This is a genomic window from Herbaspirillum sp. SJZ106 (assembly GCF_006715495.1).
GTDB lineage: Bacteria > Pseudomonadota > Gammaproteobacteria > Burkholderiales > Burkholderiaceae_D > Herbaspirillum.
The window spans coordinates 655556-682411 of the sequence record NZ_VFNI01000001.1 but is presented as its reverse complement, the minus strand read 5'-3'; the positions used below and the strand labels follow the sequence as shown (position 1 = coordinate 682411).

25 protein-coding genes are annotated in these 26856 nt (G+C 56.0%); 11 read left to right on the top strand and 14 right to left on the bottom strand.

Annotated features, from left to right (window positions below; all coding sequences use genetic code 11):
- Positions 1-72 precede the first annotated feature (72 nt).
- The 3 genes from FB598_RS02995 (at position 73) to FB598_RS02985 (ending at position 2277) form a co-directional block, all read left to right on the top strand.
- The gene (locus FB598_RS02995; protein WP_141912660.1) at positions 73-1566 is read left to right on the top strand and encodes a DUF6538 domain-containing protein; all 1494 of its coding nucleotides are present in this window, start codon (positions 73-75) and stop codon (positions 1564-1566) included.
- 76 nt (positions 1567-1642) lie between these two features.
- A complete protein-coding gene (locus FB598_RS02990) occupies positions 1643-2011 on the top strand; it encodes a hypothetical protein (protein WP_141912658.1) in 369 nt (122 codons plus the stop codon).
- A 41-nt stretch (positions 2012-2052) separates the two neighbouring features.
- Positions 2053-2277 (top strand): hypothetical protein, encoded by a 225-nt coding sequence (locus tag FB598_RS02985; protein ID WP_141912657.1) that lies wholly within the window; start codon positions 2053-2055, stop codon positions 2275-2277.
- A gap of 81 nt (positions 2278-2358) precedes the next feature.
- On the opposite strand, the gene FB598_RS02980 is transcribed toward FB598_RS02985, so the two are convergent.
- From FB598_RS02980 to FB598_RS02970, 3 genes are read right to left on the bottom strand one after another with little or no spacing between them, the layout of a single operon-like run.
- Positions 2359-4017, bottom strand: a complete 1659-nt coding sequence (locus tag FB598_RS02980) for a hypothetical protein (RefSeq protein ID WP_141912655.1) — start codon at positions 4015-4017, stop codon at positions 2359-2361.
- A gap of 2 nt (positions 4018-4019) precedes the next feature.
- Positions 4020-4187 (bottom strand): plasmid mobilization relaxosome protein MobC, encoded by a 168-nt coding sequence (gene mobC, locus FB598_RS02975; protein ID WP_183405756.1) that lies wholly within the window; start codon positions 4185-4187, stop codon positions 4020-4022.
- Position 4188: 1 nt separating this feature from the next.
- Positions 4189-4443, bottom strand: a complete 255-nt coding sequence (locus tag FB598_RS02970; RefSeq protein ID WP_141912650.1) for a hypothetical protein — start codon at positions 4441-4443, stop codon at positions 4189-4191.
- A 619-nt stretch (positions 4444-5062) separates the two neighbouring features.
- On the opposite strand from FB598_RS02970, the gene FB598_RS02965 reads away from it, so the two are divergent.
- A complete protein-coding gene (locus tag FB598_RS02965) occupies positions 5063-5374 on the top strand; it encodes a hypothetical protein (RefSeq protein WP_141912648.1) in 312 nt (103 codons plus the stop codon).
- Positions 5371-5568: a hypothetical protein gene (locus tag FB598_RS02960; protein WP_141912646.1), complete on the top strand. Its 198-nt coding sequence runs from the start codon at positions 5371-5373 to the stop codon at positions 5566-5568. Before FB598_RS02965 ends, FB598_RS02960 begins: the two co-directional genes overlap by 4 nt.
- A gap of 408 nt (positions 5569-5976) precedes the next feature.
- Here the strand turns inward: FB598_RS02960 and FB598_RS02955 are convergent, their stop codons facing one another.
- From FB598_RS02955 to FB598_RS02925, 7 genes are all read right to left on the bottom strand, one after another.
- Positions 5977-6546: a hypothetical protein gene (locus FB598_RS02955; RefSeq protein WP_141912644.1), complete on the bottom strand. Its 570-nt coding sequence runs from the start codon at positions 6544-6546 to the stop codon at positions 5977-5979.
- Between the two features lie 95 nt (positions 6547-6641).
- A complete protein-coding gene (locus FB598_RS02950; RefSeq protein WP_141912642.1) occupies positions 6642-6842 on the bottom strand; it encodes a hypothetical protein in 201 nt (66 codons plus the stop codon).
- A 22-nt stretch (positions 6843-6864) separates the two neighbouring features.
- Positions 6865-7350 carry a hypothetical protein gene (locus tag FB598_RS02945; RefSeq protein WP_141912640.1) on the bottom strand — a complete coding sequence of 162 codons (486 nt, stop codon included), beginning with the start codon at positions 7348-7350 and terminating at the stop codon, positions 6865-6867.
- Positions 7351-7740: 390 nt separating this feature from the next.
- On the bottom strand, positions 7741-10368 hold the full coding sequence (locus tag FB598_RS02940) for a fimbria/pilus outer membrane usher protein (RefSeq protein ID WP_255463911.1): 2628 nt from the start codon (positions 10366-10368) through the stop codon (positions 7741-7743).
- Between the two features lie 115 nt (positions 10369-10483).
- The gene (locus FB598_RS02935; RefSeq protein ID WP_141912637.1) at positions 10484-11233 is read right to left on the bottom strand and encodes a molecular chaperone; all 750 of its coding nucleotides are present in this window, start codon (positions 11231-11233) and stop codon (positions 10484-10486) included.
- Positions 11234-11349: 116 nt separating this feature from the next.
- Complete coding sequence (locus tag FB598_RS02930) at positions 11350-11883, bottom strand: fimbrial protein (RefSeq protein ID WP_183405757.1); 534 nt, start codon at positions 11881-11883, stop codon at positions 11350-11352.
- Between the two features lie 335 nt (positions 11884-12218).
- On the bottom strand, positions 12219-12881 hold the full coding sequence (locus FB598_RS02925; RefSeq protein WP_141912633.1) for a response regulator transcription factor: 663 nt from the start codon (positions 12879-12881) through the stop codon (positions 12219-12221).
- A gap of 384 nt (positions 12882-13265) precedes the next feature.
- Here FB598_RS02925 and FB598_RS02920 point away from each other — a divergent pair, with 384 nt between their 5' ends.
- Complete coding sequence (locus FB598_RS02920; protein ID WP_141912631.1) at positions 13266-13778, top strand: fimbrial protein; 513 nt, start codon at positions 13266-13268, stop codon at positions 13776-13778.
- 112 nt (positions 13779-13890) lie between these two features.
- Here FB598_RS02920 and FB598_RS02915 read toward each other — a convergent pair whose 3' ends face one another.
- Positions 13891-14673 (bottom strand): ferredoxin--NADP reductase, encoded by a 783-nt coding sequence (locus FB598_RS02915; protein WP_141912629.1) that lies wholly within the window; start codon positions 14671-14673, stop codon positions 13891-13893.
- A gap of 280 nt (positions 14674-14953) precedes the next feature.
- Between FB598_RS02915 and FB598_RS02910 the strand changes: the two genes are divergently transcribed.
- The 4 genes from FB598_RS02910 to FB598_RS02895 all read left to right on the top strand — a co-directional run bounded on the left by FB598_RS02910 (position 14954) and on the right by FB598_RS02895 (position 21407).
- A complete protein-coding gene (locus FB598_RS02910) occupies positions 14954-16729 on the top strand; it encodes an autotransporter assembly complex family protein (RefSeq protein ID WP_141912626.1) in 1776 nt (591 codons plus the stop codon).
- Positions 16730-16778: 49 nt separating this feature from the next.
- Entirely contained in the window at positions 16779-20801 is a 4023-nt protein-coding gene (locus FB598_RS02905; RefSeq protein WP_141912624.1) for a translocation/assembly module TamB domain-containing protein, read from the top strand.
- Positions 20802-20866: 65 nt separating this feature from the next.
- A complete protein-coding gene (locus tag FB598_RS02900) occupies positions 20867-21133 on the top strand; it encodes a BrnT family toxin (RefSeq protein ID WP_141912622.1) in 267 nt (88 codons plus the stop codon).
- Complete coding sequence (locus FB598_RS02895; RefSeq protein ID WP_141912621.1) at positions 21120-21407, top strand: BrnA antitoxin family protein; 288 nt, start codon at positions 21120-21122, stop codon at positions 21405-21407. The genes FB598_RS02900 and FB598_RS02895 overlap by 14 nt, the downstream gene beginning before the upstream one ends.
- Positions 21408-21484: 77 nt before the next feature.
- Here the strand turns inward: FB598_RS02895 and FB598_RS02890 are convergent, their stop codons facing one another.
- The 3 genes from FB598_RS02890 to FB598_RS02880 form a co-directional block, all read right to left on the bottom strand.
- Positions 21485-22471, bottom strand: coding sequence for a magnesium and cobalt transport protein CorA (locus FB598_RS02890; RefSeq protein WP_141912619.1), 987 nt, complete (start codon positions 22469-22471; stop codon positions 21485-21487).
- Between the two features lie 84 nt (positions 22472-22555).
- Positions 22556-23452, bottom strand: coding sequence for a DMT family transporter (locus FB598_RS02885; protein WP_141912617.1), 897 nt, complete (start codon positions 23450-23452; stop codon positions 22556-22558).
- A gap of 23 nt (positions 23453-23475) precedes the next feature.
- The gene (locus FB598_RS02880; protein WP_141912615.1) at positions 23476-24879 is read right to left on the bottom strand and encodes a DHA2 family efflux MFS transporter permease subunit; all 1404 of its coding nucleotides are present in this window, start codon (positions 24877-24879) and stop codon (positions 23476-23478) included.
- 139 nt (positions 24880-25018) lie between these two features.
- Between FB598_RS02880 and pabB the strand changes: the two genes are divergently transcribed.
- The gene (gene pabB, locus FB598_RS02875) at positions 25019-26854 is read left to right on the top strand and encodes an aminodeoxychorismate synthase component I (protein WP_141912613.1); all 1836 of its coding nucleotides are present in this window, start codon (positions 25019-25021) and stop codon (positions 26852-26854) included.
- The last annotated feature ends 2 nt before the right edge of the window (positions 26855-26856 follow it).

Here is a 26856-nt window from a genome sequence, read left to right as displayed (position 1 = left end):
GGTGTAGCACTTGCTGTAGCAGCAGGTGTAGCACATCCAAGGTTGCATGTAGGTTCCACCCAACGGAACTTCATGCGAAACACCTACCAAAGAAACGGAACCTTCTACCTCCGTCTTCTGGTGCCAAAGGCACTACTCCCCTATGTTTCCAAAGCCAAGATAGTTCAGTCTTTGCACACCAAAGACCGGCGACAGGCATACTTACGATCAATGGAAGCCAGTTTGGCATTTGAGCGATGGGTATGGGAAATGAAAAATAAATTCAATATTGGGACTGACAACCGTGAGCTTATTGTCACTCTCCCCAACGGTGCCAAAGCTGAATTTGATTTGGAAAAGGTGGTAGAAAAAGATGCCTATGAGTCTCTTATAGGAACTCTTTCAGGAGTGCCACAAACCTCACCTACAATCGTTCAAGAGGTTAAACAGACCACTCCCCTACCTTCTGTGCCAAGTTGGGCAACAAGGGCTCGTTTAATAGATATTTTTGAGTCTTACAAGGTAGCCAAAAGCAAAACTTTTTCACAAGCCACACAAGATGGCTACTTCCCTCGTGTTCAGAAATTTATTGATTTCTGTCGCAGTAAAGGAATGGTGTTTGCTGATGAAATCAGGAAAACACATGCCAGTGACTATCGTGAAGAAGTCATTAAATTACAAGACAGTCCTTTGACTGTTGATAATTACACCAAGACTTTAAAAGGTTTTTTTGATTTCGCTATCAGTGTTGGAAAGTATGGATTTGAAAATCCATTTTCCAATATGCACCTCGTTAAAAAATCAGAACGAGACAAACACACTGATTCATATCTTCCCTACACAAAGGGAGAAATCAAACGACTCTTCGTTGATAATTTTGAAGCCTATTGCGATAGGTTCAAAAAACCAGATTTGTTTTTTGCTCCGTTGATTTCACTAACAACAGGTATGCGGGTAGATGAAATTGCCCAGCTTTATATTAGTGATGTCTACCAAGAAGATGGCATTTGGGTTTTTGATATTAATGACAATGGCGAAGATAAAGAAGTAAAAACTTCTTCTTCCATTCGTCAAATGCCACTTCCTTCTACACTGCTTCAAACAAATTTTTTAGAATATTACGAGCTTGTACAAAAGCTTTTTGGCGAAAATTCTCTGCTGTTTCCATATCTAACCAAGACAGCTTCAAATGGATATGCCAAAAATATTTCCTATAACTGGACTCAATACAAACAACAATTAATTACCGTAGATGAGTCCCAAAAAGTCTTCCATAGTCTTCGAAAAAATGTAGGGGCTGCTATGGTGGATCTCTTGATTGACATTGCACTGCGAAAGAGAGTTCTTGGTCATAGTATGGATGGTGACATTACTCATACTGTCTATGGTGCAGAATTTTCGTTGCCCAATATTCGCATTCTGCTAGAAAAAATGGATTGGGGAATTGATTTTTCCAAGTTCCAATTCAAGTTCAAGAATGAAGGTGTGCTTTTGGGATGGGTCAATTCCAAAGTAATTAAAGCTCGCAAAAAAGCCATTAAAGCTGATGCAGTAGTGAAGAAAAAAATTGCAAAAAAGAAGGATTAAACTGTCTTCTTTAATCAGTTAGAGGAACGGACGAGCCGTTCTTTTGCTTCGCAATAAATATCATGGATGGAGATTCATGGAACAATCATTTTACGAATCACTTTTTGCTAATGATAAGTTCTCTATGGCTGTTGGTCGAGTGGTTCTTTCTTCTGCAAAAATTGAATCAGCAATCAAATCCTATATTGCCGCCAACGGCAGTAGCACCTCAGAAAAAGATACCTTGGGTCGCCTTATTGAAAAACTGGAGAAGACGAAAAAAATTGATCAGACTTCATTAGAGCATCTGAAACTTATTCTTAATCAGAGAAATTACTTCGTTCATAAGCTACACATCAATCTCTCTGAGTATCCAAAAAATCAATTTGAAATTGACGGCTTCATTAATCGTGCTACTTCTCTCAGCGAAGAAATGGAGTTCTTTAGCAAAATCTTAGCCAATTAAAATTCAAACCAAGCGACCATCACATTGGAGAAATGTAAAAAATGACAGATATGAGTATTGATTTTTTTGGCGGTAACTTGGATGGACAAAATCGCTCTCCGATTAATGAAGAAGAGTTGGCAAGTCTTGGCTATCGGTTATACAAAACAACGCAGACCAAAGGTGAAGAATTGGTTTATAGCATAGCTGTTCCTACCGATTGGACTCCCGAAGAAAGTAATAAATTTGTGATGGGAAAATTGTCTCCACAAAATCGCCGTCGCTGATTGTAGGTGTCCACATCAACCTGCTTAAAAAGAATGGAAGTCAACGACTTCCATTTTTTTTGAGTAGGAGAGAACAGTAATTTAATCATCATAGGGAGTAGGTTTCATCTTCATATCAAATGGACTAGAAGCTTTCTTCTGTTGTTCTTCCTGAATTGATTTCAAGGAAGGCATATTGGCTTGTGTTCTTAATCTATCAATCTCATCTCTTAAAGCGATTGCTTGTGCTTTAAGTTTTAAATATTTATTTGATAGTCCATTTTTAGATAATTCTTCTTGTGCTTTTGCCTCAATATCTGCAATACCAAGTTCCTTAACAGCTATGGTTTGAATAATATCTTGACCAGTTCCAGTAGATTGATCGGTCACTGGTGAACTACCTTGGGAACTGTTGGAACTAGAATTACTATTAGAATTTTTTGAAGAAGATTGGGGTTTGGAATCTGTTGGCTGATTCTGAACCTGTTTTTTATTATCTTCCTTTACCTTCAACTCATCTAATTTCAAGCTATTTTTTTCTTCCTGAATTCTCTTTTCCGTATTTATTCTTACATAGTCAGGTTGTTCACCTTCTTCATTTTTTTGCTGTTGTGGCTGTGGTGGTTTAGGAGCATTTTTCATCAATGCCTTTGGATTTCCACCAATTTGATCTTCCATACCATTTCTACTATTCCTGAGTTTTTCAGCTAGACCAGAAATAATTTTCTTCTTACCATCTGGACCTTTTTCATACAGATGCTTCCTACCTAATTTTTTCTTACCAAATTTATTTTTATTAAAATCATCCTTCTGCTGTTTTCCCTTCTCCATTTTTTGAAGCTTCTTTTCATAATCTTCTTTTGATAGCTTGTGTTCACCACGAAGCTTTTCAGAATCGATTCTCTTGGCAGTTTTTTCTAACTGCTCAAAATTGGCTTTTTCTTCAAATGCCTGACCATATAACCTAACTGGTTCATCAATAGGACAATGTTTGCCGCTGTCCAATGGTTTCACCAGCAAATACTCTTTACCTTCTTTGTCATACTTCTTTTCTGCTTGAAGGTTGTATTCATCTCTCAAGTGATTAAGCAAATGCTTTCTGTTTGAGATCATTCCTGTGAGAACTTGATCCTTAATATCAGAACTCAACTTGTGTTTAAATTTATGGATGTGGGCATTTTCATCCAAATAATCGCTTTTTGATTTGTGAACAGAAAAAGGGTTTTGCTCTACTCGGTCAAAACCTAATTCATAGTTGAGAACTTCTTGAAGTGCCAACTTATGTTCTTTGGAAGGATCATATTTTGATTTCCTTCCATTCTTCATCATAGGTGGTGGGTCAACATTGAATGCCATTGTTTTACCGCTATCCAATTCCCAAGCACGAGCTACAACAAAATGAATTTCATCTTGGTGCTGAATGAAGGCATAAGGAACTCGTTCTTGTGCTTCACCTGGCAACATATTTTCGATAAATCTATCCATGACAAATTCTTTTCTCTCATCAGTCATGGTGTCCCATTCTTTGGAAGTGAAAGATAAAACTCCTGATGTATAAGTGAACTCACGATGGTTATTCAGGACATTTTTATTAAAACCTTCAAGTCCACCTCTACCAGTTTTTAGAACTTCTGGTTTCTGTTCTCGATCATTTCCCTTCCAATCTTTTTCTCTCAAAAGATATTCAACAGCAGAACAAATTTTCTTTTTTCCTACTTGTGGACCCGAAGATTTTTTTACATTAAAAGTTTTTACCAGCATGATCAATCCTTGATTTTATTTTTAATTTCATCAAGGACTTTTGCCAAAGTCAGATCCATTTTTGATTTCATCTGAACCAAAATTTCCAACTGTGGTGCCTGCTTTTCTTGATTGCACTTCTTGGCAATCTGGTTGATGTTGTTGCCAATTTTTTTGAATTCAGCAATCAATCTATAGATTTCTAATCTGGATTGCTCCAAGCTCTTTTTGATCCAATGGTTTTGAATTTAAAGATGTATTTCTGATGTATTGGCTTCTTGTTCTGTAATCAGTGGCAGAAATATTTTTGTCTAAAATTTCTAGTTCGTCTGGTGAAAACACAACTTCTATTCTTTGATTTCTGATGTGTGCTGTGTCATCAAGTAAGCCTGATCTACCTGGATGAAGTTTAGGTATTCGCTCAAAATCAGTTTTTAGGTTCTCCATATTTTCTCCTTATTCTTATATGTATGGAGCCGTAGGCAAATGGTGTTGTCTGCTTAAAGCAGACACAAGCCGAAGGCAAATTGCGAAGCAATTTTTTCCAACTTACCCGTTTATACGGGAAGTGGAGGTATCTTGCTTAATATAAAAATTACCCGTTTTTTAGGGAAAATCAATAGTCAAAGTAACGGTGTTTGTGATCGACTTTTGAATTAAAGATATATGTAGCTACGAAATAAAATGGTCGAAATAAGCGGAGGGAGATATATATTCTCTAAATAATTTAAATAAAAATAATTTAGGGAGATATGTAGTTGTTTGGTTTTTCATTTTGTAGATATATATCCCCCCGATTGATTTACAGACTTATACAAGGCATTAAAAGAGTCGAAGATAGTGGGTTGCCTTTATGGAGATATATATCTATGAATAGATTTTATTTTTGGCTATATATATCCCCGATTGATTTTTAGACTTCATACAAGGCATTAAGAGAGTCGAAGACCTGTGTTTTTCATTTCGTAGATATATGTAGCTGTCAATTCGATAGCCTTCCTTTGTTGACTTCTTCCTCCAGTTTTTTATCGTAGATATATATATCTATGAAATAGGAGAAACTGATATGAGTGAAAAAGGAAGGAAGAAAAAATATAATAATTTAACCAAAACAAATCTCTATCTTGAGCAAGAGACTTTGGATATTTTCAAAGAAGCTGTTCGAATCACAAATGAGTTGAGAGGTGATGAATCCATGACCTTATCAATCATTATTAGAAATTTGTTAAAGCAAAGGGCTCCAATTCTTCTTCAACAGTTGAAGGATAAAAAAGAAAATCTAACTTCAAAGTCTGTTGAAGTTGCCCAGGTTGAAGCAGTAGTTCAGTCTGAAAATAATCAAAGTGAATGGGCAAACTTTTTTGGAGAAACCAAATGAGTTGGTTTCCCGAAGCAAAATATCAGAAGGAGCATTTCGAAATTTGTTGGGAATACGATCAGCTTCACCAAAAAAATCCTGATATGAGTGAAGAAGAAAAATTTCGTGTTCTGAATGAGTTCACTGATAAATTAACTATGCTCATGCTGAAGTATAGATATGAAAAACTGCAAGCAGAACGATCACGAAAGTGAAAAATGGACCAACTCGTTTGGGTCCCTCTAGAACAAAAAGCCACTCGATGAGTGGCTTTTGTATTTGGACGATGGAAAATTTTCGTCGCTGGGAAATTATTTTTATTCTAGGTTGATGATGTTTATCTTTGGTATGGATAGATGATTGATATACGGTGCGAGAAGTCAAACATTCTTTATCAAACATACCAAAAGGGGTTGGAAGAGCTATCGTGAAGCCTTGTTAATCAATGGCTCTGGGGGTTGGTTGAAAATTTAAGGGGTTGGGTGAAGGGGTTGGAAGACCTATCGTTAAGCCTTTTAAATCAATACCTGGGAGGGTTGGTTGAAGGGGTTCCATGAGTTTTTTGGTTATTGACTTGTGAGTGTTTCACTTCTATGTGGTCGTAAAAAATCCCCTTACGGGGATTATTTTTTGAAGCCAAAAATATCTTCTATTTCTTCGGTCGTTGGATTACTTGGATGATCTTCTGGAACCTCTGCTTTTTTCATTCTCTCCACCAGAATTTCGGATTTGTAATCTTTGAATGTCTCGAAGAATGCTGTTTTTCTCTTCAAATTTCTATGGAAATTGAATTGCTGTGGGTTGGTAAGGACATACAGCAACAGCCCTTTAATGTCATTGATTTGAGGTGCTTGTGGGACTTCTAGCACTTGTAGAACTAATGGACTCGTGTTGAATATTTTAATGAAGCCCAATTTTTCAAGCTGGTTCAAATAGGCAGTTATGTCGCCTTTGTTTATTCCAATATCTTTTGCCAATCCTGTTTTTGAGATTTCACTGTGAACACCAACAAGACCATTTTTATAAGTCACCATACATGCAAGGTGAACCATGATTTGGAATAGAACTGTTTTTGGTCGGCTTGTTAGTATTAGTTCTTGGTAGACTTTTTTATTGAGAGTGAAATAATCAAATTCTTTTTCTTGATTATTGACATTTGGATTTTTATTTACTAAATTTAAAATGTTAGACATTGGATTCTCCTTATTATTTGTGTCGTAACTTTTAATTAAGCAGAAAATCCAAAAAAATCAAGCCCCAGTGATGGGGCTTATTTTTTTCTTTGAGTCTATTCAATCACCAGTAACTTCGTCTCTATATCTTCACGATACTCAACAAGTGAAATAAGCATTTTTGCTTCCTGCTCCCGATTATGTTCGCGCAAGTATTTCTTTATTTTTTCACGAGCTAAACCACTATTGTCAGCAATAACATGGCATTCAAAAACAGCCTTGTTATTTTCATCGTGAACTTGAGCATGGAATCGCATAAATTACCCCCTGATTTTTCCTTCAGAATATTTTTTGACCACTATAAGGTTTGCAAAGAAGGTTCATAGTTACTTCGTAATTTTTCACAACAAGCACACCATTCTTTATATTACTTTCATATCTGGTGTAGCTTTTGAAATTTCCTTTTCCAGAAACTCTGTCTAGTTTGAAATTGATTTTGGCATTCATCCAATCAATTTTCCCATTCTGCATTTGGTTACTTCCACTATTGAGTTCATTCGAACATTCAAGTTGAAGCTCACCTAATTTGCATCCTTCAGCAAAAGACTCCCATCCGTCATTTGTTTTCCTCTTGACGGTATCACCGTCAATTTTCAAGATTGCTTCATCCTTGATTTCTCGATCACATTCAAGGTGAGAGGGATTATCAATACGATTGCAATACTGATATGTTTGTTGACATTGCAGCAGTGGCTCGCTAGCGATTACCACCGAAGACAAAACCATAAGTCCCGATGCAATGATTATTCTGTTTGCTAAATTCATTCAAGCTTCCCCCTTTTTACGAAAATGACCATCACGGTGCATGACCACAATCATGCCATGTCCCAGTTTGCAGGAGTACGGTAGACTATCTGTAGCACTTCATGCTGTAGCACGTGTAGCACTTTTTTCGTTGTTTTCGGCTAAAAATCAGGACAAAATTCTTTTATTAACAACAACTTAGATGCAACCTGGATTTACTCCCATCAGCCACCCCAGATTTACTCCCGCGCACGAATCGAATCGACCGGGCAAAAAATGAGCCATCCGGCTCTTTTTTTTCGCCTGCAGTTTTCCTCCCCCCCCCCCCGGTTTCTTATTTTTATGCGAGGCCCGCTGCCACTGGCCTCGCTTTCCGGTTTCGTCCCATCAGAAATGGCGGCGGCATGCGCTTCATTGCAGCCGAGGGTCGCGCAACGTTCCCGCCACCTTCTGTTTATCCCCATTGCCGTCGGCTTGTTCCGGCGATTCCGGGGAGGCTTTCCGGCGGGCGACGTCAGCCGGCGTTTCACAAGTCGCGCGCAGCTGGTCGAAGCTGGTTTCCTGCTGCTTCGCATCGCGCGGGCTCAGCGCGTACTGGATCTGGCATTGCGCATTGCGCTCGCTGCTCCAGCGTACGGTCAGGCGGCCATTGTCGTTTTGGGTGCGGACGAACACCATGCCGCCCTGCCCCACCACGCCCAATACATTCCCCTGCTCGTCGAGCACGTCGGCGCCGAACGGCAGGGCTTCGCCATTGCTGCGGTAGGCATGGATCAGCACGGAACGGCCATGCACCGTTTCATATTTCATCAGCACCACGGCGCCGGCCATCGGCGCCACGCGCAAGCTGGTGGTCGTCATCTCCACATCGGTCGAGGTTCCCTTGGGGTCGAGCACCACTTCGTTATTGCGGAAAGGCGTCATGTACGGCACCACGGCCTGCCCCGCGCCATTGAGGCGCACGCCGGCGGAATTGACGGTGGCGCCGCCGGCGCCATCGGCCTGCACGATGGCGATGGTGTCGCCCAGGTTCTGGGACAGCAGGATGCCATCCGAATGGGCCACGATGCCTCCCGATAGCGTTGCCGACAGTTGACGGCTGCCGCCGCCGGCGTGGCTGTAACTGCCGCCGACGTCAGCGAACGGCGCGCGATACTGGCCGTTGGCCGACACGGAGGAATTGCCCGGGCTCCTGCCCGCCGATAACCCGTAAGTGAAGTTGCGGCTCTCGCCGGCGCTGCCGTACAGGGAGCTCTGGAGCGTGCTGCCATTGCGCTGGTCGCGCGTCGCGTTCATGCTCATCGAGGGCGAATTGATTTCCCTGCCCAATGGCATCGACATGGTCAACAGATATTGCGTCCCGGTGCTGCCGTTGGACAGGTCGCGCTGGCGCTGCGCCGAAACGCTGTAGGAAACGATGCCCCAGCGGTTGCCGTAGCCCAGGCTGAAGGTCGTACCCATGCCGCGGCGCCCCCAGTAATTCTGCGAAGAACCGCTCGCATAGAATGATCCTCGCTGTTCGCCCAGGGATTGCGACACGGAAAGCTGCAATTGGGTACGCGTACGCTCCACCTGGCTGGGATCGCCGCCGCGTTCGGCCAGCGTCCTGATTGCCTGCAGCTCCTGCAGGCGCAGGTAGCCGCTGCTGGAGTAGCGCAAGGCGGCCAGCGCGATGTTGGTGCCGGTCTGTTCCAGGTTCTTGTTGTAATCCAGCTTCAGGCTTTCGCCCGTACGCGTCTCGCCCTCGCTGACGCGCGCATGCGAACGGCTCAGGTTCAGCGCCACTGCGCCCAGCGGCGTACTCACGGCGCCGCCGCCGACGACGGCCATGTAGTTCTGGGCCACGGTCAGGCCACCGGCCAGGGTCAGCCAATTGTCCACGCCGTGCTCATACGTGCCTTGCATGAAATTGGCGGCGGCGATACCAAACCCCTGGCTGCGGGTACGACCCGCCGTGAAACTGTAGCGATAGGAGCCCGGGCGCAGCAGTTGCGCCACGGAAGCGTAAGGGACATCGAAGCTGGAGGAGCTGCCGTCGGCCTCGGTCACGATCACGCGCAGGTTGCCGCCAAAACCGGTGGGATAGAGGTCATCGATTTCGAAGCGCCCCGGGGCCACAGTGGTCTCATAGATGATGTTGCCGTTCTGGCGGATCTGCACCTTGGCATTGCTGCGGGCGATGCCCCGCACCACCGGGGCATAGCCGTTCTGCGAATCGGGCAGCATGCGCGGATCGGAAGCCAGTTGCACGCCGCGATACGAAAAACTGTCGAACAGCCGCCCCGATGTCGCGGAGTCGCCCGCCGTCAGCAAGCCATTGAGGGGAACGATGCTGCGCTGGGCGTAGCTGGCGATGGTCTGGACCCGGGTCCGGCCATGGGTCTGGCGCGTGATGGTGGAATTATTGCGGAAACGCCATTCCCCCAGGTTGAGGCCGCTGTTGAGGTTGAGGAAGTGGGAAGTGCTGCTCCGGCCATCGCCGGCGGTGCTAAAGGCGTTGTAGTGATAACTCAGCATGGCGGCATTGACGCCCTTGTCCCATAACTCCGGGCTGACATAGCCGCGCGCAAAACGGCGCAATGCAATCTGCGGAATGGAGGTGTTGATGCGCAGGTCGCCGCTATCGAATTCCGCGACCGCATCCTGCACCACCTCCTCCAGACGCAGGCAGCTTTGCTTGCCGGCCGCCAGCACTGCCGCGCGCGCCTGCTCGGAGAGCTTGTCGAGATCGATCCCCATCGCCTCCAACAGGCTGCGCGTGAAACATGGTTTGGCCGAGCCGTCGTCGTCCGCGGCGGTAAAGAGCACATCCTGGCGGCCTATCCAGCCATCGTTGACGTACAGGTCGACACGGTAGGAGCCGGCCGGCAACGGATTGGCCTTGCTGAACCGGCTGACGTCGATAGGCGCATCGCCGCTGCCACGAAAGAAATCCGAGCCGAATTCCACCTGGGCCAGCCGCGTCTTTTTCTCCGCCTGCGCGGAAACGGCAGGCAACATGGCGGCCACTCCCATCATGGCGATGCTCAATGTCTTCATCCGGCAGCTAACAAGTCGCTCCTTCATTGCTATGGTTCTGTGCAAGTAGTGGTTCAAGTGATGGGTCGGCAATCCGGATGCACAGGTGCGCCTGCTGCCGCCGGACCGACATGGGTCAGCGCTGCAATTCGGCACTCTTTTCCACTGGGCCGCCGTAATCGTTCAGGTAGGTGTAGCGCACCGTGAGCTTGCCGGCAGGCGCTGCCTGCATGGACTTGATCTTGAAATCGGCGCTCTTGCCCGGCTCGGCCATGCCGCCCTCCTCGCTTTCAAACAGGGACTTGTCGCCATCGCCCGCCAGTACCAGGCCGATCAGGTTGATGTGATAGGGCGTAGGATTGTCCAGGCTCACCGCATATCCGCCGCCGGCGTCGCGCTTGAGGCTCCAGCGCAATTCGGAAAATGCGTCTTCGATCCGTTGCGCCGAGTTCAACGCCTTGGGACGGAAGAACACCTTGATGCGGGTACGGAAAGCCATCTGCATGTAGTTCACGTCGGCATCGGCGCTGGGCTTGGGAGCGACTTCCAGCAGGTTGAACCAGAACAGCGTCTCACGGTCTTGCGGCAAGGGGGCGCCGTTATAGAGCATGCGCACGGTCTGCCCCTTGGACGGATCGATGCGAAACATCGGCGGCGTAAGGACGAACGGCGTACGGATCTTGTCGGGCGATGCATTGGGATCGCCATCGTCTACCCATACCTGGACCAGCCCCGGCTCTTTTCCATCGTTGCTCAGGCGCACCGTCACTTCCCGCTCGTTGGACGGAAACACGATGCGGGTTCCGCTGATGACCACCGAGGCTTGGGCGCCGGCAGCGGCGCCCAGCAGCAACAGGCAAGCGAACTTATTGACTATTTTTTTCATTCCCCCTCCCGATAAAAAGAAAAAACCTCCACCAACCGCCCCTGGCGGGGCGGCACATGCAAGCGATACCTGGTGGAGAGCGGCGCGCCCGTCAAGGGCCGGCACCGGGAAAAGACTTACGGATAAGCGATCGTAAACTGGATCGAGGAAGCAACGGCTCCGGCGGTCGCGGCACCGCCGGTGGCTACGTACTGCGCCGCCAGCGGAATGGAGGCGCCACCAGAAGCAGTCGTTACAGCGGAGGTCTGCGCTGCAGGCGTCCCCAGGCGCATCGGCGTAGTGGCAGTGTGGCCGTCGAGCAGGGCGATCTGGACGTTACTGTTGGTGCGCGCGGTATTGATCAGACGGCCGGTCGTCGGGTCGACGGTGCTGCCCGCGTCACCGAAATCCAGGCGCACCAATCTGGCCGTGCTGCCGCAGTTGCCCAGCGTCACATTGAAGGTCGTCAGGCCGGCGACCTCGTTGGCCCGTCCCAGGCTGGCTACATTCACGGCCGGCATCGCTACGGTCTGGGTGCCATTCGTGCCGCTGGTCAGTGTGCAGGTGGTAGATGTGACATTGCCGGTAAAGGACAGCGTGCCATCGGCGGCCTGGGCCAGCGTCGGCGAAATGGCGATGGCGAAGAGGGAAGCGATAATCGTCTTTTTCATTGTTACTCCGGATAGATCAATAGTTGTTCCGACTGGCCACATGAAAAGAGTGGCGCAACCACGTCGGCATGCCCGTTGCAACTCCCCGCATTTCCATGCACGAACACGCCAAGCAAGCGGAGAGCACTCATTCGCGGATTCCAGCACCCGTACGCAAAAGCGCATTCAAGCCCTTGCGAACAAGCTCCCACAAACAGGATGCATGGTATTGATGCGAGGTTTTCGTTGATATAAGAAAATTCTTAAATGGAAATTCAAGCGAAATTGTGGTGTCGGCGCAAAAAAAAACAGCGGAGCAATCCGCTGTTTTTTTTTGATGCCGCTATCGCCACGCGTCAGATCATGCCGGTCGAATAGGCATACTTGATCAGGTCGGCATCGGTCGACAGTCCCAGTTTGCGCATGGCATTGTTCTTGTGCGTGCTGACTGTGCTGGGCGTACGCGAGAGCCGGTCGCAAATGTCGCCCAGCGAATTGCCTTCGACGAACAAGCGCACCACCTCCAGCTCCGACAGCGTCAGCTCCTTGGTCTGCGAGAAGACATCGCCCTGGGCCCAGCTCACTTCCAGCTCGCCGCGCAGCGAAACCGGGAAATACACCTGCTTGCTGCTTTGCGTGGCCAGGCACGCGTTGATCAACTCTTCCGGCTTCTCGCGCTTGTTGATGACGGAGAACACGCCCATGCGGTACAGGCGCTTGACCACGGCGCTGTTGCCCATGGCGGTGTAGACGATGACCTTGCTCGACGGATGGTCTGCCTTGATGCGCTTGATCAGCGAAAAGCCGTCGGCATCTTCCCTCTCTTCGTTGGGCATGGTGAAGTCGGTGATGACGATCTCGCAGGGAGAGCGCTTCAATGCGGTGAGCAGCGCTTCGCCGGTTTCCACCTCAAGGTCGATGCGCACTTCGGGCAAGCGCCTCAGCTCGCTCTTGAGCGCCCCCAATACGACCGGGTGGTCGTCGGCAATGGCTACGTGCAGGACTTTGTTCAAATTCATACTACCCCCATTTCGAATGATTAATCGAGCTTGAATGCTTACTGACCGCGGCGGCGTCACCCCTTGACCCATCGCGCAACAAACACGTGTCCTCGACCGGACGAAATGAAGCTTGGTTCCCGACATTTTTTCTGGCGACATCTGCAATTACTGGAATCGCCCTATGAAAAACGTCGCCAAAAAAATCGTTTAAAAAAATCGATATGTCCTCACGATGATGACAAAAAGCAACAATAAAAACGAATACATTCGCATATAATTTCGGAATTATTTGAGAATTCAAGACAGCATCAGGGGTGATGCCAGTCTTCTCATGTGGGGGTATCGCACCGCAGAGTGTATGCACCTTGAGCCCAGGGAGGGCTATCCACAGGGAGTAATTCCATGCGCAACCAATCCATTTCTCGTATCGTCGGGCTCGCTTTCTGCCTGGCCCTTTCCATTTCCGCCGCCAGCCATGCTGCCGATGGCACGCTCCAGTTCCACGGCGCCCTTGTCGAAGCGGGCTGCTCGGTCAGCGTCGCCCAGGCGGGCTTCAACCAGGATGCTGTCGAACGCGTGACGCGAAACGGCAGCCATGGCGCCACCCGGGTCGAAGGCGGTTCGGTACAACTGAAGATGAATTGCAACAGCAGCCAGTCGTTGCAATTGTCGTTTGAAGGCCGGCCCTCGGAAAACCGGAGCGGTTTCGACGCAGGCATAGCGGGAGTGGAAATGCTGCTAAGCAGCGCCGGCCAGGCATTGGATCCCGGCAAAGCCATCCCGATCGCGTTGACCGGCAAGAAGGAAAGGCACATCGACATCGCCACTGCCCTGCGCCGTGTTGCAGGCGCTCCCGGCGCCACGAATGGCGGCAAGATCGATGGCGCCATCCTGATTTCGATGAACTACCGCTGATCCCGCTCCAGGACGACGCCCCGAGCCAGTCAGCCAGGCAAGCCGCCACAAGCCTCTGCCCGCAAGATGTGCCGCACGATAGGTAGCAGTGCGATATCCCGGCGCCGCCGGATCACCAATAATCTTCCGTCACGAACTGCCCGCCGCCGGTGCGCCGCAATGGCGTCATGCCGCGCTCGCGCAGGATCTCGCGCACCTCGGTGACCATTTCCGGATTGCCGCACGCCATGAAGCGCGAATGCGCCGCGTCGATCGCCAGGCCGGTGGCCCGCTCCAGGCCGCCGTCGCGCAGCAGCGCGGTAATGCGCCCGGCCAGCACCGCGCCGTCGCTGGGTTCGCGCGTCACCGATTGCAGATAATGCAGCCTGGCCGGCAAACCGTCGGCCTGCGCCTGCGCGCGCAGGGCTGCGAACTTGTCGGCATAGGCCAGCTCCTCGCGGTTGCGCACGCAATGCACCACCACCAGGTCCTGGAATTTCTCCCACACGTCCTGCTTCTGGAGGATGGAGAGATAAGGCCCGAGGCCGGTGCCGGTAGCCAGCATCCACAGCTGGCTGCCATCGGTGAAGCGGTCGGCGGTCATGAAGCCGTAGCTGAGTTTTTCCACCCACACCGGGTCGCCGGGCTGCATGGCATCGAGGCGGGTGGTGAATTTACCGCCGGGCACGACGATGGCGTAATACTCCAGTTCATCCTCGGACTCGGCCGAAGTGATCGAATAGGCGCGCGAGACGATCTCGCCATCGATCTCCAGCCCCAGCCGCGCGAACTGGCCGGCGGTAAAACGGTAGCCGGCCGGGCGCGTGGTGCGGAAAGTCAGCAGCTTGTCGGTCCAGCGATGCACCGACAGCAGGCGTTCGCAGCTGGCTTTTTCCGAATAGACGTCCACACTCACCGGCTTCTCCTCTGGCAACCAAGAAAATTCTCAAAATAGGCCGGCGCACCGCGAAATCGGCGCGGACGGCGCTAATTCATCAGGCAGCCGCATTACAATGCGTGCTGATACAAAACGATGCGGCCCGTGCCGGCGGCAGGAACTATCGGCGCTGCCGCCCGGTCTGGCCTGGATGCAAGATACGCCAGGCGCCGGCACAAGCTGTCATCGTACCCGACTTTGCACCTGCCCTGCAGCAGGCGCGCGCCCTGCCCGCCTTAACAGAATATGAAGTGACCCGATGAACTGGACCTGCCGCCTGGCCATCGCATGCCTATGCTGCGCCGCCGAGACTGCCCACGCCGCCTACAAGGTGGAGATCGATGCACCCAAGCCGGTGCAATCGCTGCTCAAGGACTTCCTCGACCTGTCGCGCTACCAGAATCGCGACGACATCAGCGACGACCAGTTGAAGTTCATGATCGACACCGTCGGCGACCAGGTGCGCGACCTGGCATCCACCGAAGGCTATTTCTCGCCGCAGACCAAGGTCGAAGTCAACAGCGAGCGCAGCGCCGACGGCCAGAAAGAGGTCAAACGCGTGATCGTGCATGTCGAGCCGGGCCAACGCACAGAAATCGGCCAGGCCGACATCCAGGCCACCGGCGCGGTGGCGCAGCAGGACTCGCCGCGGGTCGAGGCGATCCGGCGCGACTGGCTGCTGCCGCCCGGCAAGCCGTTTCGCCAGGAAGATTGGGACAAGGCCAAGGACGCCGGGCTGCAAGCGCTGCAACAAAAGAAATACGCGGCCGCGCGCATCGCCGACTCGCGCGCCGAAATCGATCCCGATAACCATCGCGCCGATCTCTCGGTGCAATACGACAGCGGCCCCGCCTTCACCCTGGGCCCGTTGCAGATCACCGGCGCCAAACGCTATCCGGAAAGCATCATCCACAACGTCAACCCGCTCAATGTCGGCGAACCCTACGACGCCGACCGCCTGCTGTCGCTGCAGCGCCAGATCCAGAACACGCCCTACTTCTCCAACGCCATCGTCGGCATCGACGACGATCCGGAACATCCGGACATGGCCCCGGTGAAGGTGCAAGTCACCGAATTCCCGACCCAGCGCGTACGTACCGGCGTGGGCTACGGCACCGATACCGGCGCCCAGGTCGAAGGCCGGTATTCGCACTACAACGTGTTTAACCGCGCCTACGCCTTCGACAGCCAGCTGCGGCTGGAGCAAAAGCGCCAGTACGGCCTGCTCAGCCTGGCCATGCCGCCGGATGAAAAAGCCTTCGTCAACAGCGTCAACAGCTCCTACGAGCGCACCACGCTGGAAGGCATCGACCTGCGCAGCCTGCAGACCGGCATCAAGCGTGCGCGCACCGGCGAACTGTACGACACCACCTATTCGCTCACCTATTACCGCGACCAGCTGACCCAGGAAAACGGCGCCACCCCGCCGGCCAATACCGTGGTCACCCCCGGCAAGCACCAGGCGCTGGTGCCGGGCTTCGCCTGGGCGCGGCGCGACGTCGACAACCCCATCTTCCCGCGCCACGGCAACCTGCTGACGCTGGAAGCCGGCTTCGCCATCAAGGGCGCGCTGACCGACCAGACCTTCACCCGGTTGTACGGCCGCTTCAAGCAATTCGTGCCGGTCGGCCGCCGCGACCTGGTGGTATTGCGCGCCGAGCTGGGCGGCGTCTTCACCGCCGGGCGCGCCTCCGAGGTGCCGGCCTCGCTGCTGTTTCGCACCGGCGGCAACGATTCGGTGCGAGGCTACAGCTACCAGAGCATCGGCAACGAACAGAACGGTACCGTCTACCCGACCAAGTACCTGGCGGTGGGCAGCACCGAATACCAGCACTGGCTGACCGAGAACTGGGGCACGGCGGTGTTCTACGACATCGGCGCGGCCGCCGACAACTGGAACAACAAGACGTTCTATAACGGCGTGGGCGCCGGCGCGCGCTGGCGCAGCCCGGTCGGCACCCTCAACCTGGATCTGGCCTATGGCGTGCAGAAACGCCAGATCCGCCCGCACGTCTCGCTGGGCATCGCCTTCTGAGGCTGCCCGCACGTGAACACGACAGACAAGATTTGAACGGCAAGAACGCATGAGCGACCAGCAAGCATCTCCTTCCGCCCCGGACCCGCACGCCACACCGCCCAGGCAAAAGCCTCGACGCGTCCGCAAGATCGCCCTGTGGAGCGGCGCCACGCTGGCCGCAGCGCTGCTGGTAGTAGCCGGCGCCGGCCTGTATGCCGTCAAGACCGAAAGCGGCGCGCGCCTGGTATGGAACGGCGCGGTACAGGCATTGGGCGGCAAGCTGTCGGGCCAACTGCTGGGCGGCACCATCGCCAATGGCCTGCGCCTGCGCGACCTGCATTACCAGGATGCGCAGCGCATCCTCGATATCGACCGCATCGACGCCGACTGGCAACTCTCGCCGCTGCAGCGCAAATTCAGCGTGCGTTACCTGCGCGTGGGCACGGTCACTCTCAAGCAGCAACCATCCCCCTCCGAACCCAGCGTCATGCCGGCTTCGCTGGAAATTCCTCTGGCATTGGACATCCATGAGATTTCGCTGGAGCGGCTCAGCTTCACCGAGGGCTCCTCCACCACCGAGCTATCCAAGTTGCGCCTGCACGGCGACTCCGACGGCACCCAGCACACCCTGGTGCTCGACAGCCTGAGCACGCCGTTCGGCGATGCCGCCGCGCTGCTGCACCTGAACGGCCGCGCGCCGTTCGCCATCAGCGGCGGGCTGGAGCTGTCCGGCCAGTACCAGAACGCCAGCTTGCAGGAGAAATACCAGCTGGCGGCGCAACTGTCGGGCTCGCTACAGGATCTGGGCATCGCGCTCAAAGCCAGCGGCGACAGGCTCAACGGCACCGCCGATGTGCAAGCCACGCCGTTCGCCCCGGTGCCGCTCAAAAGCGCCAAGGTCGACCTGCAGCACATCAACCCGCAAACCTTCAGCGCCGGTGCCCCGCAGGCCGACCTGCGCGTGCGCGCCGACCTGGCGCCGGTGGCCGGCACCAACGGCGATGCCTTGCGCGTGGCCGGCAAGATCGCCATCGACAACGCCAGGCCCGGCAGCCTCGACCAGCAATTGCTGCCGCTGCTCTCGGCCAGCGCCGATGTCGACCTCGACCTGCAGCGCCAGAAAATTGCCTCGCTCGAACTGCGCCTGCCCAGGAACGCGCGCATCGCCGGCGGCGGCGAATTCCGCCCCGGCAGCGATGCCGCCGGCCAGCAGCAAGAGATGGGCGGCAGCTTCAACTTCCGCATCAGCGCACTGGACCTGAACCAGATCCACCGCCAGCTCAAACCCACGCAACTGGCCGGTCCGCTGGATGTAACGCTGGCGCCGGGCTCCCAGCAGATCAAGCTGGCGCTGGACGACCGCGAGCTCAAACTGCGCGTGGACAGCACCATCCGCCCGGAAGAAGTGGAGCTGCACCAGGCCCAGCTGGCCGCCGGCAAGTCGCGCGTAGAAGCGGCCGGCACGCTCAAGACGGCAGGCGCGATGGATTACGCCATCAAAGGCAGGCTGGTGGATTTCGACCCGACCGCCTGGTTGCATGCGGTCGCCCCCGCACCGGCCGCCGGCGGCAAGAAAAAGCCCGGCGCCAGCGCCGCCTCCAAACCGGTGCAGGCCCGGATCAACATGGACTTCAACGCCAGCGGCGCCATCTCGCCGGAATTGAAGCTCAAGCTGGCCTTCGGCATCCGCGACAGCAGCTACGGCGACTTGCCCATGAGCGGCCAGGGCGACATCAGCGTGGCCGGCATGCGGCTGCTGCCGAGCAAGGCCAACCTGCTGGTGGCCGGCAATACGCTGGACCTCAACGGCAGCTTCGGCGCCGGCAAGGATGCCCTGACGCTCAAGGTCGACGCCCCGCACCTGGAGCGCCTGGGTTATGGCCTGTCCGGCCTGCTGCGCCTGGACGGCCAGCTCACCGGCACCCCGCAACGCCCCAACCTGCACGCTACCTATCAGGCCGAAAAACTGGCGTTCGGGCCGCACCACCTGGCACGGCTGGCCGGCGAAACCGACCTGCGCACCGATCTCGCCGCCGGCATCGCCTCGCCCAACAACAAACTGGCCTTGCGGGTGGAAGGCGAAGGCTATCGCGGCCCGCAGGCGGAATTGTCCAGGCTGGACCTGAACCTGGACGGCACCTGGGGCAACCATACGCTGACCCTGCATGGCGCCGGCAAGGTGCTGGACCAGCCCCTGGACCTGGACTTTGCCGCACACGGCAAGGTGACGGAAAAGACCCGCGGCAAATACGGCTGGGCCGGCAACATCGACAAGCTGCAGAACAAGGGTTTCCCGCAAGTCACCCTGGCCAGTCCGCTGGCGCTGGAAGCCTCGGCCGATGCGCTCGAGGCCGGTGCTACCCGGCTGGAAATCGACCGCATGGCGCTCGACCTCAAGCGGCTCTCATGGCGCCAGGGCCGCATCGCCTCGGCCGGCCAGGTACGCGCGCTGGATCTCGGCCGCCTGCTGCAGATCGTGCAGGAATTCACCGGCACGCCGCCGCCGGTCAAGACCGACCTGGTGCTCGACAGCGACTGGGACTTTGCGCTGGCCGAGAGCGCCAGCGGCTACTTCCAGCTGACGCGCAAATCGGGCGACATGCGCGTGACCGCCAGCAACGGCGAAGCCGCGCTCGGCCTGTCGGAGCTGCGCCTGCGCGCCGACCTGCAAGGACAACAGGTGCGCGTGGACGGCCGGGTGGCCGCCGCGCGGGTGGGCACCATCGACCTGGGCGGCACGCTGGGCCTGCAGCGCATCGACGGCCTGCTGGCGCTGGCCGATGCCTCGCCGCTGAACCTCAAGGCGAAGTTGGAAGTGCCGGAACTCAAGCGCACGGGCGACCTGATCGGCCCGCAGGTAAGCCTCAACGGCAAGCTCGGCGCCGAGTTCAACGCCGGCGGCACACTCGGCCAGCCGAAACTGTCGGGCGCCATCAATGGCGACAACCTGGCGGTGACGCACTTCGACCAGGGCATACAGCTCAAGGACGGCATCGTGCGCATCGTCATGGACAACAACGTGATCGACCTGCGCCAGATCGAATTCCACGGCGGCAAGGGAACGCTGCGCGCCCAGGGCAAGGTGCAACTGGGTGCGGAGAATCCCGACCTGAACGCCACCATCACCGCCGACCGGCTGGAACTGTTCGCCAGCCCGGACCGCCAGCTCATGCTGTCGGGCCAGGGCAAGATCGCCAACATCAACGAGCAGTTGCACATCGACGGCAAGTTCATCGTCGACCGCGCCTTGTTCGACCTGCCCAAGAGCAGCGCGCCCACGCTGGGCGACGACGTGGTGATCGTGCGCCGCGACGGCAAGACCAAGGCCGGCGCCAACGCCAGCTCACAGCAGAAGCTGGAAGCCGCCACCGAGAAGCCGGCCGGCAAGTTCGCGCCGGTGATGAATATCGCGGTCGACCTCGGCCATGACTTCCGCTTCCGCGGCACCGGCGCCGACCTGCTGCTGCGCGGCGACATGAACGTGCGCAGCGAACCGCTCTCGCCGCTGCGCGCCACCGGCACCATCAACGTGGCCGAAGGCACCTATGAAGCCTTCGGCACCAAGCTCAACATCGAGCGCGGCATCATCAACTTCCAGGGGCCGATCAGCAATCCCAACATCAACATCCTCGCCATGCGCCGCAACCAGGATGTCGAAGCCGGCGTATCGGTGACCGGCACCGCCAACCGGCCGCGCGTGCAACTGGTGTCCGAACCCAATGTGCCCGACGATGAAAAGCTGTCGTGGATGATGTTCGGCCACGGCACCGACAGTTCAAGCATCGGCCAGCGCAGCGCCAGCAGCCAGGCGCTGGCGCTGGTGGGCAACCTCGGCGGCAAGCGCATCGCCAAGGACTTCGGCCTGGACCAGTTCTCCATCGGCGCCAGCGAATCCGGCCTCACCGACGACCAGGTGGTCAACCTGGGCAAGGCCATCACCGAGAAGATCACGCTGGGCTACGAGCAGAGCCTGCAAGGCGCGGCCAGCATCGCCAAAGCCACCTGGCAACTGTCGCGCCGCTGGTCGGTGGTGGTGCGGGCGGGGACGATCACTGGTTTGAACGTGCTGTTCAACCTGCGTTACGACTGAAGTAGCCATTTATTTGTAACTACAAATAATGATTGCATCGCATATTTTATGTAGCTACAATTAATATGGAAATTGCATTCGATTCGGCCAAAAATGCTATTAACCTCGAAAAGCACGGCATCTCGCTCGCTGATGCCGCCCAAATCGAATGGGACTCGGCATTCGTCACACTGGACAATCGGCGCGATTACGGCGAACAGCGTGAAGTCGCTATCGCCTACCTCCGGATGCGGCTCTATGTCGTTGTTTATATAGACCGTGAAAACACCCGGCGCATCATCAGCTTACGCAAGGCGAACAAAAGGGAGATTCAACACTATGCCAAAACTTAAACCCGGAACGATTCTGCCGGATCAAAAAGAAGATGCCGCCATTACGGCTGCTGCGCTGTCCGATCCCGATGCCCAGCCGTTGACCGACGAGCAGCTTGCCAACCTGAAGCCGGCGCGCGGTCGCGGCCGTCCCGCCGGAAGCGGCACCAAAGTACAAGTGACGATGCGCTTCGACGAAGATATCGTGGAAGCCTTCAAACGGGATGGCGATGGATGGCAAAGCCGTATGAATGGCGCATTACGCCAGTGGCTGGTCGAACATCCACAACGTTGAGGCGCCAAGCCGGCACTTAAAGCGCTCTTTTTTCATCCTTCAACTGCCGTTCTTCATATCAACGGTGTCAGCTACAGCTACAACCACCCCGCCCTGCGCAACCTGCGCCACAGCAACGAACAGCAGGTAACGATACCGGCCAGCACCAGTGGAAAGCTCCACTGCCAGCTCAGGCCCGGCATGTTGGCGAAGTTCATGCCGTACAGGCTGAACACCATGGTCGGAATGGCCAGGATCGCGCCCCAGCCGGCCAGGGTCTGCACGATTTCGTTCTGGTGGATGGTGATCTGGGCCAAGTTGATCTGGACCGCGGACTCCACCATTTCGCGCAAGCGGTCGCCGGTGTCGATGAAGCGCACCACGTGGTCGTAGATGTCGCGGAAATAGGCCTTGCCGTCCTTGGTGATCAGGCCTTCATGGAACCGCAGCAACTGGGTGCACACGTCCAGCAGCGGCGAGGCCGCCGAGCGCAGGCGGATCAGTTGCCGCTTGAGCTGGTACAGCTCCTGCAGGTAAGCCTTGCCGGTCTTGGCCGAAGGGTCGAACAACTGGGCCTCGTACTGGCTGAACCTGGCTTCCAGGTTATCCATGATGGGGCGATAGTTATCGACCACGAAGTCCATGATCGAATACAGCACGAAACTGGGGCCGCGCATCAGGCGCTCGGGCAGCATCTCGCAATGCTCGCGCACCTTGGCATAGCTGCGCGATGCCCCGTGGCGCACCGTGATCACGAAGCGCGGGCCGGTCATGATGTGGGTCTCGCCGAACTGCACCTCGTCGCCGGAGAGCTGGGCGGTATGCAGCACCACGAACAGCGTGTCGCCGTATTCCTCGATCTTGGGGCGCTGGTGCGCGGCGTAGGCGTCTTCCACCGCCAGCTCGTGCAGGCAGAACTCCTCCTTGATCTTGTTCATCAGCTCGACATTGGGTTCGAGCAATCCGAGCCAGACAAAGGTGCCCTCCTCTTCCAGCACATCGCTGATGTCGTCGAGAGCGATCTCGCGCAGTTTCTTGCCTTTCTTGTAGACCGTGCAGTTGACGATCATGTCGGCGTCGATCATGTCCTGGCTCCTGTTTTCATCGTTATCGCCCCGCAGGGTGCCACGTATTCATCCTGATGCGCAATGCCTGCGGTAACCCCGGCATCAGCCGGCCTTGGCGCGGCCCGGCAGGCGTTGCCGCAACATCTGCGCCATCAGCACGCCCGCCAGCGTGATGCCGCCGCCGATGGCATGGTAGCCGTGCAACTCCTCGCCCAATGCCAGCATCGCGATGGCGACGGTGAAAACGGGCATCAGGTTGACAAACACGGAGCAATGGCTGGCGCCCAGATGGTTCACGCCCTTCATCCACAGGAACTGCGAAACGATGGAAGCGGCAATGCCGGCATACAGCAGAAGCGGCAGGTTATCGGCAGTCACCGGCGAGTGGTGGCCGAAGACGAAACCGGGAAACAGCAGCAGCACTGCCATCAGCACCTGCATGTAAAGCAGTTGCCAGGTGCGCAGCGGCAAGGCCCAGCGGCGCAGCATCACGCCGTACAAACCGTAAGAGATGGTGGCCAGCAGCATCAGCAGGTCGCCCATGACCACGCCCTGGTCGAACAGCGCCAGCGGATGGCCGCGACCGATCAGCACCGCCAGGCCGAACAGCGACAAGACGCCGCCGCCCACCGTGCCCACGGTAGGCGGCTCCGACAGCAGCTGGATGCTCAGCAACAAGGTCAGCAGCGGCATCAGCGAAGCGATGATGCCCATGCTGGTGGCCGAGGAAGTGGCGGCGGCGAAATACGCCAGGCTCTGGAACAGCACCATCCCCAGCAGCGCCAGCACCAGGATCTTGCCCAGGTGCGGCTTGATCTGCGCGCGCGCATGCCAGGTCGACCTGGCCAGGAACGGCGACATCAGCGCGGCGGCCAGCACCCAGCGGTAAAAGGAAATGTCTTCCGGTGCGATCACGCCGGCCGACATCTTGCTGATGACGGTATTGCCCGCCCAGATCAAGACGGCTCCCAACGGGAACCAGACATATTTAAGTTGCATGGACACTTTCTAAAACGAACGGCTCAAGCCGACTTGGTGTTTGCCCGGCCCGACATTTCCGATCCGGCATTGGGCGACAGACGGCGCAACATCAGGATCGACAGCGACGCCACCGCGCCCACCACCAGGAAGGCCGGCCAGAAATCGGCGGCCACCAGCGTAGCGTGGCCCTGTACATCATTGGAAACCTGCAGCGCGAAACCGGCCAGCACCACGCCCATGCCGATTGACAGCTGTTGCGCCACGCTGGCCATGCTGGTGGCCTGGCTCAGGCGCGGGCTATCGACATCGGCATAAGAGATCGCATTCAGGCTGGTGAATTGCAGCGAGCGGAAGCAACCGCCGATGAGCAGCACCAGCATCATCACGACATAAGGCGTTTGCGGCGTGAACAAGGCAATCGCCCACAGGCTGAGGATGCCCAGCGAACCGTTCACCACCAGCACGGTGCGAAAGCCATAGCGCTGCAAGAAACGCGACGCGACGGTCTTCATGAACATGGCGCCGGCCGCCGCCGCGCAAGTCAGCAGCCCCGAATGGAAAGGCGTATAGCCGAAGCCGAGCTGCAACATCAGCGGCAGCAAGAAGGGAATCGCGCCGATGCCGATGCGGTAGAGCGAGCCACCGAACACCCCCGCCTGCAGGGTCGGGATCTTCAGCAACGTCAGGTCGATCAGCGGCGCGGCGGCGCGGCGCGCGTGCCACACATAAGCGATCAGGAACAAGATGCCCAATACCACGCAGGCCAGCGAGACTTCACCCGAGACCAGATGGCGGCCGGCAGTAGACAGCCCCAGCATCAGCAACGAGCAGCCCAGTGCCGACAGCACGAAACCGGGCCAGTCCAGCGGCGGCACCTGCTCGGCCTTGAGGTCGGGGATAAAGCGCGCGGCCAGGTACAGGCCGAGGATGCTGATGGGGATGTTGATGAAGAAAATCCAGCGCCAGTGGAAGTATGTCGTGATGAAGCCGCCCAGCGGCGGCCCCAGCACCGGCCCGAACAGCGCCGGAATGGTCAGGTAGGACAAGGCCTTGACCAGGTTGGCCTTTTCCACGCTGCGCAGGATCACCAGGCGCCCCACCGGCACCATCATGGCGCCGCCGATACCCTGGAAAAAGCGCGCCGCGACGAACTGCGGCAATGTGGACGACACGCCGCACAGGATGGAACCCAGCATGAAGACGCAAATCGCCGAGCGAAAAATGGTGCGCGAACCGAAACGGTCGGCCATCCAGCCGGAGATCGGGATGAACACCGCCAGGCTCACCAGGTAGGAAGTCAGGGCCAGCTTCAGCGAGATCGGATCGACCGCCATGTCCAGCGCCAGCGCGGGCAGCGATGTGGAGATCACGGTGGAATCCATCTGCTCCATGAACAGCGCGCAGGCGACGATCAGGGGCACAACGAAGGTACGAGGGATGGCCATCGGCGATATTGGCAATTTGACATGAAGAGGCCCGGCAGCGGCTCGCCGGGCAAGTTGGCAAGTATACCTTTTACGCTATGATGCTGCCGGACGCCGCCTCCATGCGCGGCGTGCCTGCCTGCTCCATCCGATTGCGCCTATGACCGCCTGCCCCGCCTGTTTCGCCCTGCTCGACGACCACCTGGCCACCCCGGCCGAGCCGCGCTCGCGCCTGTACACCGGCCACCTGCGTACGCTGGCCTGCGCCGACGCCGCCGGCTTCCCGGCGCTGCTGGCGCAGATGGAACAAGCGCTGGCCGCCGGGCAACATGCGCTGGCCCTGTGGGATTACGAACTGGGCGCCGCCATGCAGGGGCTGCCGCACAAGCATGCCGGCGGCCCCCTCGCGAAAGTAATGCTGTTCCAACGCTGCGATCGCCTCAGCGCCGCCGAAACCGACCAATGGCTGGCGCAACAAGAGCAAGTTGCACCGGCCGGCATCGCCAACGTGGCCGCCAGCGTCAGCGAAACCGAATTCAGCGCCGCCATCGCCCGCATCCACGACTACATCGCCGCCGGCCACACCTACCAGGTCAACTACACCTATCGCCTGCGCTTCGATGCCTACGGCGACCCGCTGGCGCTCTACCGCAAGCTGCGCGCACGCCAGCCGGTGCCGTATGGCGCGCTGGTATGTTGTGAAGACGGCAGCGCCGTGCTGTCATTCTCGCCCGAACTGTTCGTCGCCCATGCCGGCGGCATGCTCAAGGCCAAACCGATGAAAGGCACGGCGCCGGCCGCGCCCGCCGCCGATGCGGATGCCGACGCCACCAATGCGCGCCGCGCGCTGGCGCTGGCCGGCGACGAAAAGAACCGAGCCGAAAACCTGATGATCGTCGACCTCCTGCGCAATGACCTGGGCCGCATCGCCGCGCCCGGCTCGGTGCAGGTGCCGCACCTGTTCGACGTGCGGCGCTACGGCCAGGTGCTGCAGATGACCTCGACCATCCGCGCCCGCCTGCGCACGGACATCACGCTGGCCGGCGCCATCGCCGCGCTCTACCCCTGCGGCTCGATCACCGGCGCGCCCAAGCGCCGCACCATGGAAATCATCGACGAACTGGAAAGCACGCCGCGCGGGCTCTATACCGGCGCCATCGGCTGGTTCGACGCCCCGCGCGCCGGCGGGCATGCGCTCGGCGACTTTTGCCTGTCGGTGCCGATCCGCACGCTGCAACTGCAAGCGCCGGAAGGCGGACTGCGCCGCGGCGTGCTGGGCGTGGGCGCGGGCATCGTCCATGACAGCGATGCCGCCTCCGAATACGCCGAATGCCAGTTGAAAGCCCGCTTTTTGACCGGCCTCGGCCATGCATTCAACCTGTTCGAAACCATGTACGCCACGCGCGAGGGATGCCGGCATCTCGACCTGCACCTGCAACGCCTGCGCACCTCCGCCGCAGCCTTCGGCTTCAACTTCGACGAAGCGGCAATCCATGCCGCGCTGGCAAAAGCCTGCGCCGGGTTCGACAGCGCGGCGGCATACCGCCTGCGGCTGGCGCTGGATGCGCAAGGCGGCATCACCATCCAGCACGCGGCGCTGGCGCCGCTGGGCGAATGCGTAAAAATATTCCTTGCCCCACATGCCACCGATAGCAGCGATTTCTTCCTGCGCCACAAGAGCACCCACCGCGCCGCCTACGACGCGGCATGGAAAGACGCCGAACAACGCGGCGGCTTCGACCTGCTGTTCTTCAATGAAAAGGACGAGCTGACCGAGGGCGGACGCAGCAATGTGTTCATCAAGCTGGATGGGCGCTGGGTGACGCCACCGCTGGAAGCGGGCTTGCTGCCGGGGGTGATGCGTTCGGTGCTGCTGGCCGATCCGGCGTGGGATGCCGTCGAACGCCCGGTCAGCCGCGGGGAGTTGATGCGGGCCGAGGCAATCGTGGTGTGCAATGCGCTGCGCGGGGCGGTCAAGGCAACGCTTGAGCTTTAGCC

Excerpts from the sequence above, each read along its gene's own strand:
- FB598_RS02900 (WP_141912622.1), top strand. The coding sequence starts at position 20,867 with ATGGAAATTGCATTCGATTCGGCCAAAAATGCTATTAACCTCGAAAAG.
- FB598_RS02910 (WP_141912626.1), top strand. The coding sequence starts at position 14,954 with ATGAACTGGACCTGCCGCCTGGCCATCGCATGCCTATGCTGCGCCGCC.
- FB598_RS02955 (WP_141912644.1), bottom strand. The coding sequence starts at position 6,546 with ATGTCTAACATTTTAAATTTAGTAAATAAAAATCCAAATGTCAATAAT.
- FB598_RS02880 (WP_141912615.1), bottom strand. The coding sequence starts at position 24,879 with ATGGCCATCCCTCGTACCTTCGTTGTGCCCCTGATCGTCGCCTGCGCG.
- FB598_RS02970 (WP_141912650.1), bottom strand. The coding sequence starts at position 4,443 with ATGGAGAACCTAAAAACTGATTTTGAGCGAATACCTAAACTTCATCCA.
- FB598_RS02995 (WP_141912660.1), top strand. The coding sequence starts at position 73 with ATGCGAAACACCTACCAAAGAAACGGAACCTTCTACCTCCGTCTTCTG.
- pabB (WP_141912613.1), top strand. The coding sequence starts at position 25,019 with ATGACCGCCTGCCCCGCCTGTTTCGCCCTGCTCGACGACCACCTGGCC.
- FB598_RS02890 (WP_141912619.1), bottom strand. The coding sequence starts at position 22,471 with ATGATCGACGCCGACATGATCGTCAACTGCACGGTCTACAAGAAAGGC.
- FB598_RS02920 (WP_141912631.1), top strand. The coding sequence starts at position 13,266 with ATGCGCAACCAATCCATTTCTCGTATCGTCGGGCTCGCTTTCTGCCTG.
- FB598_RS02935 (WP_141912637.1), bottom strand. The coding sequence starts at position 11,233 with ATGAAAAAAATAGTCAATAAGTTCGCTTGCCTGTTGCTGCTGGGCGCC.
- FB598_RS02945 (WP_141912640.1), bottom strand. The coding sequence starts at position 7,350 with ATGAATTTAGCAAACAGAATAATCATTGCATCGGGACTTATGGTTTTG.
- FB598_RS02990 (WP_141912658.1), top strand. The coding sequence starts at position 1,643 with ATGGAACAATCATTTTACGAATCACTTTTTGCTAATGATAAGTTCTCT.
- FB598_RS02960 (WP_141912646.1), top strand. The coding sequence starts at position 5,371 with ATGAGTTGGTTTCCCGAAGCAAAATATCAGAAGGAGCATTTCGAAATT.
- FB598_RS02885 (WP_141912617.1), bottom strand. The coding sequence starts at position 23,452 with ATGCAACTTAAATATGTCTGGTTCCCGTTGGGAGCCGTCTTGATCTGG.
- FB598_RS02905 (WP_141912624.1), top strand. The coding sequence starts at position 16,779 with ATGAGCGACCAGCAAGCATCTCCTTCCGCCCCGGACCCGCACGCCACA.
- FB598_RS02940 (WP_255463911.1), bottom strand. The coding sequence starts at position 10,368 with ATGAAGACATTGAGCATCGCCATGATGGGAGTGGCCGCCATGTTGCCT.
- FB598_RS02965 (WP_141912648.1), top strand. The coding sequence starts at position 5,063 with ATGAGTGAAAAAGGAAGGAAGAAAAAATATAATAATTTAACCAAAACA.
- FB598_RS02950 (WP_141912642.1), bottom strand. The coding sequence starts at position 6,842 with ATGCGATTCCATGCTCAAGTTCACGATGAAAATAACAAGGCTGTTTTT.
- FB598_RS02925 (WP_141912633.1), bottom strand. The coding sequence starts at position 12,881 with ATGAATTTGAACAAAGTCCTGCACGTAGCCATTGCCGACGACCACCCG.
- FB598_RS02930 (WP_183405757.1), bottom strand. The coding sequence starts at position 11,883 with ATGAAAAAGACGATTATCGCTTCCCTCTTCGCCATCGCCATTTCGCCG.
- FB598_RS02980 (WP_141912655.1), bottom strand. The coding sequence starts at position 4,017 with ATGCTGGTAAAAACTTTTAATGTAAAAAAATCTTCGGGTCCACAAGTA.
- FB598_RS02895 (WP_141912621.1), top strand. The coding sequence starts at position 21,120 with ATGCCAAAACTTAAACCCGGAACGATTCTGCCGGATCAAAAAGAAGAT.
- FB598_RS02985 (WP_141912657.1), top strand. The coding sequence starts at position 2,053 with ATGACAGATATGAGTATTGATTTTTTTGGCGGTAACTTGGATGGACAA.